This is a genomic window from Actinocorallia lasiicapitis (assembly GCF_054778695.1).
Map to the genome: position 1 here is coordinate 1 of NZ_BAAGZI010000222.1, position 9,644 is coordinate 9,644.

At 68.9% G+C, this 9,644-nt stretch carries 11 protein-coding genes and 1 pseudogene; 7 read left to right on the top strand and 5 right to left on the bottom strand.

Annotated features, from left to right (window positions below):
• Both ACYVE7_RS21880 and ACYVE7_RS21885 read right to left on the bottom strand, forming a co-directional pair.
• The coding region (locus ACYVE7_RS21880; protein ID WP_460366854.1) for a serine/threonine-protein kinase at positions 1-844 on the bottom strand (844 nt) is incomplete at its 3' end.
• A gap of 127 nt (positions 845-971) precedes the next feature.
• Positions 972-1,325: an ATP-binding protein gene (locus ACYVE7_RS21885; RefSeq protein ID WP_460366855.1), complete on the bottom strand. Its 354-nt coding sequence runs from the start codon at positions 1,323-1,325 to the stop codon at positions 972-974.
• Between the two features lie 234 nt (positions 1,326-1,559).
• Between ACYVE7_RS21885 and ACYVE7_RS21890 the strand changes: the two genes are divergently transcribed.
• From ACYVE7_RS21890 to ACYVE7_RS21905, 4 genes are all read left to right on the top strand, one after another.
• Entirely contained in the window at positions 1,560-2,426 is an 867-nt protein-coding gene (locus ACYVE7_RS21890; RefSeq protein WP_460366856.1) for a helix-turn-helix domain-containing protein, read from the top strand.
• Positions 2,423-2,782, top strand: a complete 360-nt coding sequence (locus ACYVE7_RS21895; protein WP_460366857.1) for a DUF397 domain-containing protein — start codon at positions 2,423-2,425, stop codon at positions 2,780-2,782. Before ACYVE7_RS21890 ends, ACYVE7_RS21895 begins: the two co-directional genes overlap by 4 nt.
• A 112-nt stretch (positions 2,783-2,894) precedes the next feature.
• Positions 2,895-5,246: an FdhF/YdeP family oxidoreductase gene (locus ACYVE7_RS21900; protein ID WP_460366858.1), complete on the top strand. Its 2,352-nt coding sequence runs from the start codon at positions 2,895-2,897 to the stop codon at positions 5,244-5,246.
• Between the two features lie 92 nt (positions 5,247-5,338).
• Positions 5,339-5,860, top strand: a complete 522-nt coding sequence (locus ACYVE7_RS21905; protein WP_460366859.1) for a pyridoxamine 5'-phosphate oxidase family protein — start codon at positions 5,339-5,341, stop codon at positions 5,858-5,860.
• Between the two features lie 57 nt (positions 5,861-5,917).
• On the opposite strand, the gene ACYVE7_RS21910 is transcribed toward ACYVE7_RS21905, so the two are convergent.
• A complete protein-coding gene (locus ACYVE7_RS21910) occupies positions 5,918-6,637 on the bottom strand; it encodes a DsbA family oxidoreductase (RefSeq protein ID WP_460366860.1) in 720 nt (239 codons plus the stop codon).
• A gap of 138 nt (positions 6,638-6,775) precedes the next feature.
• Between ACYVE7_RS21910 and ACYVE7_RS21915 the strand changes: the two genes are divergently transcribed.
• Positions 6,776-7,897: an LLM class flavin-dependent oxidoreductase gene (locus ACYVE7_RS21915; RefSeq protein ID WP_460366861.1), complete on the top strand. Its 1,122-nt coding sequence runs from the start codon at positions 6,776-6,778 to the stop codon at positions 7,895-7,897.
• Between the two features lie 20 nt (positions 7,898-7,917).
• Here ACYVE7_RS21915 and ACYVE7_RS21920 read toward each other — a convergent pair whose 3' ends face one another.
• Together ACYVE7_RS21920 and ACYVE7_RS21925 are read right to left on the bottom strand one after the other, a co-directional pair.
• Positions 7,918-8,301 (bottom strand): STAS domain-containing protein, encoded by a 384-nt coding sequence (locus tag ACYVE7_RS21920; RefSeq protein ID WP_460366862.1) that lies wholly within the window; start codon positions 8,299-8,301, stop codon positions 7,918-7,920.
• 116 nt (positions 8,302-8,417) lie between these two features.
• Positions 8,418-8,915, bottom strand: a complete 498-nt coding sequence (locus ACYVE7_RS21925; protein WP_460366863.1) for a DUF5994 family protein — start codon at positions 8,913-8,915, stop codon at positions 8,418-8,420.
• 168 nt (positions 8,916-9,083) lie between these two features.
• On the opposite strand from ACYVE7_RS21925, the gene ACYVE7_RS21930 reads away from it, so the two are divergent.
• Both ACYVE7_RS21930 and ACYVE7_RS21935 read left to right on the top strand, forming a co-directional pair.
• Positions 9,084-9,392, top strand: coding sequence for a UBP-type zinc finger domain-containing protein (locus tag ACYVE7_RS21930; RefSeq protein WP_460366864.1), 309 nt, complete (start codon positions 9,084-9,086; stop codon positions 9,390-9,392).
• A 19-nt stretch (positions 9,393-9,411) separates the two neighbouring features.
• A pseudogene (locus ACYVE7_RS21935) lies at positions 9,412-9,644 on the top strand (glycosyltransferase); the annotation flags it as partial.

Genomic DNA, 9,644 nt, shown 5'->3' on the forward strand with positions numbered 1-9,644 from the left:
GCCGCGCGACGGGCGGCAGGGTGGTCGTGGCGTCACCGGCCGGGCTGACCAGGGCGACGGCCAGCTCCTGCGCGGTGGGGCGGGCCGCCGGATCCTTGGCCAGGCAGCGGACGACCAGGGGGCGGAGCTCGTCGGGCAGCCCCGCCAGGTCGGGTTCGAGCTGGAGGATCCGGTTGAGGACGAGCACGATCGCGTCCTTGCCGAACGGCGGCCGTCCGGACGCCGCGTACAGCAGGGTCGACGCCCAGCTGAAAACGTCGGACGCGGTGGTGAGGCGGCCGCCGTTCACCTGCTCGGGCGACATGAACGCGGGCGTGCCCTCGCCTTTGCCGGTGACGGTCGCCTTGTCGGCCTCGGTGAGGCCGGCGATCCCGAAGTCGATGACGCGCGGGCCGTCGAGCGCGAGCAGGACGTTGCTCGGCTTGAAGTCGCGGTGCACGATGCCCGCCCGGTGGATCGCCGCCAGCGACGAGGCGGTGCTGATCGCCAGCCGCAGCAGCCCGGACGCCGACAGCGGCCCGTCGTCCTCCACGAGCTGCTGGAGCGAACGCCCCTCGATGTACTCGCTGACGATGAACGGGAGGTCGTCGTCGGTGGTCCCGACGTCCAGGACCCGCGCCGTCCCGAACGGCCCGACCCGCTGCGCCGCCCGCGCCTCCCGCAGGAACAGCTCGCGGGTCCGTGCGTCGTCGGTGCGGTGCGAGTGCAGGACCTTGATGGCGACGCGGCGGCCGTCCGCGTCTTCGCCCAGGTAGACGACGCCCTGCCCGCCCTCGCCGAGCCTGCCCGCCAGGCGGTAGCCGCACAGCTCGTCGGGGTCGCCGGTCCGCAGTGACGTCGGCAAAGCGGGTGACCTCCGCACAAAGGGCGTTATGAGCGGTCACAACCTGCCATGATCCACGCCGCTGGGGCAAGCGGCTCGGCGCACGTCACACGGCGCGCGTTCCACGGTGTTCGTCACACGGTGTTCGTCATACCTTGAAGGACACCGCGGTCTTTCCGCCCACCCATTCGACGCCCCAGCTTTCCGCGACGGCCTCCACGATCGAGATGCCGCGCCCTGACTCGTCGGCGCTGTCCGCGACGTGGGGGACTCCGTCCGCGCCGTCGTCCACGACCTTCACGGCGACGGACTTCGCGCAGAACGCGATCTCGATGCGGACCTGGCCGCCGCGCTGACCGCTCCGCGAATGGCGGACGGCGTTGGTGACGAGCTCCGAAAGGCAGAGCTCGGCGTCGTCGACGGCCGGATGCGCGTCGCCGAGCAGATCACGGAAGACCTGCCGGGCCGCCGTCACCGCACGCGGCACCCCCGGGAACAGCATGACCTCGAAACGTGGTTTCTCCGCACCCATCACAGACCTTCCGCCGCACGCCGTCGCTTGTACGCCTTCATTTGCACGCCTTCACTGCGATCAGCTTCGGCGGTGATGAGCCGTGGACGCGGCGGTCTCGGGTGTTCTGTCCGCAGGTGCCGCAGTGCTCGCGCACACTCAGTCAATTTCGGACCGCACGCGGAAACTCCCCCATTCCGGTAGCGAATCAAGCACGATGTGTGCATGGCCGAAGCGTTCTTCCTCCCGGACGGCGACCCTCCGACCTGGCGTCAACGACGCCTGGGCATGGAGCTGCGACGTCTCCGCGAAGCCGCCGGGCTCGGCCCCCACGCCGCCGCCCGGCTCCTCAACCGCACGGTCTCCTCCCTCTCCAAACTCGAGAACGCCCAACGCGGCATCCGCCGAGCCGCCCTCGAACAAATCCTCGACAAATACGACGTAACCGACCCCAACCTCCGCGAATCCCTCTTCGCCCTCGCCCGCGACGCCAAGAAGCAAGGCTGGTGGCAGACCTACGCCGACGTCCTCTCGTCGCAGATGTTCGACTACATCTCCATTGAGGCGTCCTCGACGCGAATCTGGACCATGCAGCTCAACCTGATTCCCGGTCTGCTCCAGACGCCTCGTTACGCACGTGCGATCCTCTCCGGCGGCGTCTCCAAAGGAGAGCCGGATCATCTGGAGGCGCTCATCGACATCCGGCTCAAGCGCCGCGCGATCTTCGAGGCGGGCGAGCCGCCTGAGGTCTGGGCCATCGTCTCCGAGGGCGCGTTGATGCAGCAGGTCGGCGGTCCTGAGGTGATGCGCGAGCAACTCGACTACCTTGTGGAGGCGGCCACGCTGCCCTCCGTCGTCCTGCAGGTCCTTCCCTTCGCGGCGGGTGCGCACCCGGGAGTCAACGGCTCGTTCGTCCTCATGGAAGTGAACGGGCTCTGGATCGCGATGATCGACAGTGTGACCAACGCCTGGTACCTCGAGGATCAGACGAGCCTGAACCGCTATGCGGATGTCTTCAACCATCTGCGGGCGGTGTCGCACTCGCAAGAAGCCTCCCTCGCGTTGATTCAGCGGATACGCTCGGAGACATGATGGGTGCGAACGTCCGTGATGTCCGCTGGCGTAAGAGCAGCTACAGCGGCACCGATGGTGCAGAGTGTGTGGAAGTCGCGCCTTGGCGCAAGAGCACGCACAGCGGTGGCGAGGGGCAGGAGTGTGTCGAAGTCGCGCTTTGGCGGAAGAGCGTGCACAGCGGCAGCGAAGGGCAGGAGTGCGTCGAAGTCGCGCCCTGGCGGAAGAGCGCACGCAGCGGCACTGAGGGCGATGCGTGTGTTGAGGTGCGGGCGGAGCGGCGGGCCGTGCTGGTGCGGGATTCGAAGCATCCCGAGGCGGACGTGCTGATGTTCGGGGCGCGGGCCTGGCAGGCGTTCCGCGACGGGCTGGGCTAGCGCCTTCGGGGCCTGGTGAGAACTTTCCGGGGTTTGGGCGGAAGTTGACCATGGGCGGAGCGTGCAGCGGACATAACCTCAGGGCTAGGTAAACGGTACTGAGGGGATGGCCGTGGGCGATCAGGAGCTATACGAGGGCGACGACGCGATCGTGCGGCAAGAGGGCGTCGAAGCCGGGACCAAGCTGCAACCGAGCGTCGGCCCCGTGCCGAAGAAGCCGCCGAAATCCAAGCCGTACACGCACCCCGCGGCCGGGTGGGGTGCGGCCAAGGCCGTCGCCGAGGTGCTGCTGAAGGAGCGCGAACTCCTCATCGGCTCCGCCGAAATGCTCAAGATCAACCACGAGGACGGCGGGTTCGACTGCCCGGGCTGCGCGTGGGGCGACACCAAGGGCCTCGAACTCGACCTGTGCGAGAACGGGATCAAGCACACCACGTGGGAGATGACCGGCAAACGGACCACCCGCGAGTTCTTCGCCCAGCACACCGTCACCGAGCTGTTCGAATGGTCCGACTTCGCGCTCGAAGACCAGGGCCGCCTCACCGAGCCGATGGTCTACGACCCCGAGACCGACCACTACGTCCCCATCACCTGGGAAGACGCCTTCAAGCTGTTCGGCGACACCGTCCGCGCGCTGGACGACCCGAACCAGGCGTCGTACTACACCTCGGGACGCCTCGGCAACGAGTCGTCCTTCCTGTACTCGCTGATGGCGCGGGAACTGGGCACCAACAACCAGCCCGACTGCGCCAACATGTGCACCGAGGCGGGCGCCCGCGCCATGCAGGACTCCCTCGGCACCCACAAGGGCACCGTCGACCTGACGGACTGGGAGAACGCGGACGCCGTCTTCGTGATGGGCATCAACACCGCGTCCAACGCGCCCCGGATGCTGACACCGCTCGCGCAGCTCTACCGCGACGGCAAGAAGATCGTCCACATCAACCCGCTGATCGAGTCGGGCGCGACCAGGACCATCATCCCGCACGAGATCATGGCGATGGCGACCTTCCGCGCCACCCCGACCAGCAACCTCAACATCCAGCCGCGGGCCGGCGGCGACATGGCGCTGATGCGCGGTATCGCCAAGGCCACCCTGGAGATGGCCGAGCACGACGAGAAGGCCCTCGACAAGCTGTTCATCGAACGGCACACGTTCGGGTTCGCGGGCTACAAGCAGGTCGTCGAGGACACCTCGTGGGATGAGATCGTCCACCAGTCGGGCGTCCCGAAGGACGTCATCCTGCAGGCCGCGCAGATCTACCGCGAAGCCGACAGCACGATCATGACGTGGGGGCTGGGCGTCAACCAGCACGAGCACGGAGTCGACACGATCCGCGAGATCGTCAACGTCATGCTGCTGCGCGGCAACATCGGCCGTGAGGGCGCGGGCCCCGCGCCGAACCGCGGGCACAGCAACGTCCAGGGGAACCGGACGTGCGGTGTCGACCACGAGCCGACGAAGGAGTTCCTGGACCGGCTCGCCGAGGTCTGCGAGATCGAACCGCCGTACGACAAGGGCCTGGACGTCGTCGGCACGATCGAGGCGATGAACCGCGGCGACATCAAGGTGTTCGTCGGGATGGCGGGGAACTTCGCCCTGTCCTCGCCCGACACGCGATTCACCTACGCGAGCATCCGCAAGGTGGACCTGACCGTCATGGTCAGCACCAAGCTCAACCGCAGCCACATCGTGCACGGCAAGAAGGCACTGATCCTGCCGTGCCTGGGCCGCACCGAGAAGGACGTCCAGGAGGCCGGGCTGCAGCGGATCTCCGTCGAGGACGGCATGTCGATGGTGCACCTGTCGCAGGGCAACCGGAAGCCGCCGTCGCCGCACCTGCTGTCCGAACCGGCGATCATCGCGGGGCTGGCGCGGGCGGCGCTGCCGGACTCCAAGACGCCGTGGGAGTGGTACGTCAAGGACTACGACCGGATCCGCGACACGATGGCCAAGGCCCTGGTCGGGTTCGAGGACTTCAACCGCCGCGTCCGCCAGCCGATGGGTTTCCGGATCAAGCAGCCGGCCCGTGAACTGGTGTTCCTCACCCCGTCGGGCCGCGCGGAGTTCTCCCACGCGCCCCTGCCGGACGTCGTTCCGCACGACGGCAGGCTCACGCTCGGCGCGATGCGCTCCCACAACCAGTGGAACACCACGATCTACAGCGACAGCGACCGCTACCGGGGCATCCACAACCTCCGCACCCTCGTCTTCATGAACGCCGACGACATGGCGGACCGCGGTCTCGCCCAGTTCCAGCCCACCAAGATCACGTCTTTCGCGAAGGACGGCACCACCCGCACCCTGGAGGGCTTCCTGGCCGTCCAGCACGACATCCCGCGCGGTGTCACCGCCGGGTACATGCCGGAGCTCAACCAGCTCCTGTCCATCAGCGACTTCAGCGCCCAGAGCGACCAGCCGCTGATGAAGCAGCTCAACGTCACCATCGAGCCGCTGGGCTGACCTCGCGCAGGGAACACGCCGCCCGCCGCGCGCGGGCGGCGTCTTTCTGTCGGAGGCGTCGTTCTGTCGGACCCGGTCGCTACCTTGGGCTGATGCGTGAGACTTCACAGGAGATCGAGGAACTGCAGGCGCTGCTCGACTCGTCGCTGTCCAGGTCCACCGGCCATCTGCGGTCGATCGTCGCGGAGCGGACGGTCGACGCCGCACGGCTCACCCGGATCCTCGACGGGATGTGCACGTTGGCGCTGTCGACCGTCACGGCCAAGGGCGAACCGCGGATCAGCGGCGCGGACGGCCACTTCCTCCACGGAAAGTGGTATTTCGGGACGGCGCGGACCGCCGCGAAGGCCCGCCATCTCGCCGCGCGCCCGGCCGCGAGCGTCGCCCATCTGCGCGGCGAGGACCTGGGGGTCTTCACCCACGGCACCGTCGAGATCCTCAACCCCGAAGAAGGCGAGCCCGCCCCGGACTGGCCGGAGCTGCTCGCCTACTTCCAGGACTTCTACGGGGCGGACGCCTTCGACTGGGAGAAGGAGGTCGTCTACTACCGGCTGCACCCGCACTGGATGACCGTGTACGCGCCGGACGTCGCCAAGCTGCTCCCCTCAACCTGAGCGAGCACGGAAGCGCCGCCCGTCCGAGCTGCTGGACGAGCGGCACTCCGCTGAAGCTCAGGTGGTGGGGGTGCGGTCGGGCACCTCGCAGCCGTCGGGGCCGCAGACCGCCGTGGACGGCAGGGTTTCCAGGGGGGTGGCCGTCGCGTGGGTCTGCTGGAGCGCCTGGGCGAACGCCTCGGGCGGCTGGGCGCCGGAGATGGCGTACTTGCGGTCGAAGACGAAGAACGGGACTCCGGTGCAGCCGAGTTCGGCGGCCTGGCGTTCGTCGGAGCGGACGGCGTCGGCGTAGGCCGTCGGGTCGGCGAGGATCGTGCGGACCTCGTTCTCGTTCAGGCCCGCCTGGACGGCCAGCTCCACCAGGCGTTCGTCGTCGCCGAACAGGGCGGGGCGTTCGGCGAAGTTGCCGCGGTACAGGGCCGTCAGCAGGTCGTCCTGCTTGTCGTGGGCGAGCGCGAAGTGCAGCAGCCGGTGCATGTCGAAGCTGTTGCCGCAGTCGCGGCCCTCGGTCAGATAGGGGAGGCCGAGCCCGGCGGCGTCCGCGCCGATGTTCCGTTCGTTGGCGGCGGCCTGCTGCTCCGAAATGCCGTACTTCTTGGCGATCATCGGGATGACGGGGCGGCTCTCGTCCTTCGGCGCTTCCGGGTTCAGCTCGAACGACCGGTGCACCACTTCGACCTCGTCGCGGTGCGGGAACGCGTCGAGCGCCTCCTCGAACCGCTGCTTGCCGAGGTAGCAGAACGGGCAGTTGATATCGGTCCAGATCTCTACCTTCACCGCAATCCCCTCGTCTCCGGAACACGCTCTCTTTGATCTTTAACGTCGCTGTGACGCCGGTCATTCCGGCGGAGGGCTTGCGCTCCGGCACCCGCTACCGGCTAGATAAGAAACACGTTCTAGTTAAGGTGGTCTTCCATGCGCTTCGGTGTCTTTCTCGCCCCCTTCCACCCCGCCGGGCAGAATCCGACCCTCGCACTGGAACGGGATCTCGATCTGATCGTCCATCTGGACGCGCTGGGCTTCGACGAGGCGTGGATCGGCGAGCACCACAGCGCCGGGTACGAGATCATCGCCTCGCCCGAGGTGTTCATCGCGGTCGCCGCCGAACGGACCAGGCACATCCGCCTCGGCACCGGGGTGTCGTCGCTGCCCTACCACCATCCGCTGATGCTGGCCGACCGGATGGTCCTGCTCGACCATCTGACGCGCGGCCGCGTCATGCTCGGCGTCGGCCCCGGCTCCCTGCCCAGCGACGCCCACATGATGGGCATCGAGGTCGCCCGCCAGCGCCAGATGATGGCCGAGTCCCTCGACGCCATCATGGCCCTGCTCGCCGGCGACGCCCCCGTCACCATGAAGACCGACTGGTTCACCCTGGACGAGGCGCGGCTCCAGCTCCGCCCCTACAGCCGCGACGGCCTCGAGGTCGCCGTGGCCGCGACGGTCTCCCCGGCAGGCCCCCGCGCCGCCGGTAAGCACGGCGCCGGGCTGCTGTCGATCGGCGCGACCCAGACCAAGGGCTTCGACCTGCTCGGCGAAACCTGGAAGACCATGGAAGCGGCGGCGGGCGGCCCCGTCGACCGCTCGACCTGGCGGCTCGTCGGCCCGATGCATCTCGCCGACACCCGGGAGCAGGCCAAACGCGACGTCGCGTTCGGGCTGGGCGGCTGGGTCGACTACTTCAAACGGGTCGCCGCGCTGCCGCTGGCCCCCGACACCGACGACACCGCCGAGATGGCCGACGCGATGAACGCCAACGGCTTCGCCGTCATCGGCACCCCCGACGACGCCATCGCCCAGATCGAACGCCTCCAGGAGAAGTCCGGCGGCTTCGGCAGCTACCTGATCATGGCGCACGAGTGGGCCGACACCGCCGAGACCCGTCGCTCCTACGAGCTTTTCGCCCGCTATGTCGCCCCGCACTTCCAGGGTTCGGCCGCCGCCCTGACAGCCAGCCGCGACTGGGCCGCCGCCAACCGCGCGTCCTTCATCGGCGAGGCCAACGCCGCGATCATGGCGGCCTTCAAGGAGAAATAACCCGCTCACCGGGCGATCGGTCACCTGGCGATCAGTCCGGGCAGGGTCGTGCAGAGGAGGAGGTCGTGGTCGAGCCCGTTCGTGCGGAGTATCCGGACGACCGGCGCGGCGGCCGCGACCACCAGGAACACCCTGCCCTGCGCTCGGGCGGAGCGGTTGACCCCCACGAGCACGCCGAACCCGGAGACGTCGGTGAGTTCGGCGGCCGCCAGGTCCACCGCGACGAGCAGGCTCTCGTCGAGGGCCGCGCGGAGCCCGGCGCGCAGCCGGGCGGCCGTCGCGCCGTGCACGGACCCTTCGGCCGTCACCACCAGCCAGTGCCCGGCTCTGCCGGTGCGCAGGTGGAGCTCCGGAATCTCCGGATCGAGACGGGACGTGCGTGACGCGACAGGCGAAACGGTCATGGTCATCCTTGCCCGTGCTGCTGAAGGCCTGAGGGAGGCCGCCGCCGAGGACCGGAGCAGAGGACCGGACGTGCTGTGCGCGCAGCTTAACCCGTGACGGTCGAGTCCGCCGGGCTTCAGCCGGAGGCGCCGTCGTCGAGCCACCGGTCGAACTGGCCGTTATCGCCGGACGCCTTGATCAGCGCGCCGTCGGCGTCGAGCACGCCCGACTGGAGCAGGAGCTGATCCGGGCGGGTGTCCGAACCCGTCGCCGCCCGGATCAGAGCTCTGTCGGCCGCCGCCGGATCGGCGCCGGGCGGGACGACCAGCAGCAGGTAGACGTCGTCACGGCCGCAGGTGACGATGATCTTGTGGTTGAGCGCGGAGAACGTGCCGATCCGCACCTGACGGCCGTTGACGACGATCCGGCGCGGCAGATCCGGCCAGTCCGCGCGGTCGACCGTCAACCTGATCACCGGGCCGAGCGGGCCGCTGAGCGCCTCGGCCAGCGCCGTGAACTCCGGCACCGGATCGCCGGACCGCGGCCACCAGCCCCCGTCGAGCCCGCCGTACCGCTTCCGGGACGGTTCGAGGCGCACACGGGCGGCCAGGGGAGTCGCGATGTCCGTTTTCATGCTTCCAGCTAAGCCGCCTCACCCGCGCGGGGAAACCGCGGATCCGTAAAGGGCCCATCTGCGCGGCTGATGAGGCTTGCGCTGACTGCCGGTTACCCCCAGGGCCCGCCGGGCGTTGACTGCGTTCGACGGCCTGTCAGGCGCGGGCCGGTAGGGAGCGTCGCGGCGGTGTACGAGACCAGCAGAAGTATCGGCGGAGCGTCCAGCCACCCGAACGGGACGGCTCCGCACTGCGAACACCTGGAAGGACTGCGGCCGGTCGGCGCCCTCTCGGAGGGCTGCCGCGAATGCGAGACCAAAGGCGAGTCCTGGAGCGCGCTGGTCATCTGCCTGACCTGCGGCTGGGTCGCCTGCTCCGATTCCTCGCCGCAGCAGCACGCCAAGGCCCACTACCAGGAGACCGACCATCCGCTGGCCTCGGGCATCGGCCCGGGGACGCGCTGGCGCTGGTGCTACGTCCATGAACGCCTGGTGTGAAACGAACAGGAGAGAAACGATGAGAATATCCATGGTCGTCGCGGATCGGCCGCAGCGGCTGGGCGGGCTGATCGCCGCGCTCGGCGCGCAGGGCCACGAGGTCACGCTGTTCACGCGGCGGGCGTCGCCCGGAAGAAGCCGCCGGTCGGGGACGGGCGGCACGGCCGTCGACCATCTCGTAGCCGGTCCGGAACGCCCGCTGAGCGACGCCGAACTGATGCCCCATCTGCCCGAGTTCGGGCGGCGGCTGGC

Coding starts and splice junctions, on each gene's coding strand:
- ACYVE7_RS21885 (WP_460366855.1), bottom strand. CDS start 1,325: ATGCTGTTCCCGGGGGTGCCGCGTGCGGTGACGGCGGCCCGGCAGGTC.
- ACYVE7_RS21890 (WP_460366856.1), top strand. CDS start 1,560: ATGGCCGAAGCGTTCTTCCTCCCGGACGGCGACCCTCCGACCTGGCGT.
- ACYVE7_RS21895 (WP_460366857.1), top strand. CDS start 2,423: ATGATGGGTGCGAACGTCCGTGATGTCCGCTGGCGTAAGAGCAGCTAC.
- ACYVE7_RS21905 (WP_460366859.1), top strand. CDS start 5,339: ATGCGTGAGACTTCACAGGAGATCGAGGAACTGCAGGCGCTGCTCGAC.
- ACYVE7_RS21915 (WP_460366861.1), top strand. CDS start 6,776: ATGCGCTTCGGTGTCTTTCTCGCCCCCTTCCACCCCGCCGGGCAGAAT.
- ACYVE7_RS21920 (WP_460366862.1), bottom strand. CDS start 8,301: ATGACCGTTTCGCCTGTCGCGTCACGCACGTCCCGTCTCGATCCGGAG.
- ACYVE7_RS21925 (WP_460366863.1), bottom strand. CDS start 8,915: ATGAAAACGGACATCGCGACTCCCCTGGCCGCCCGTGTGCGCCTCGAA.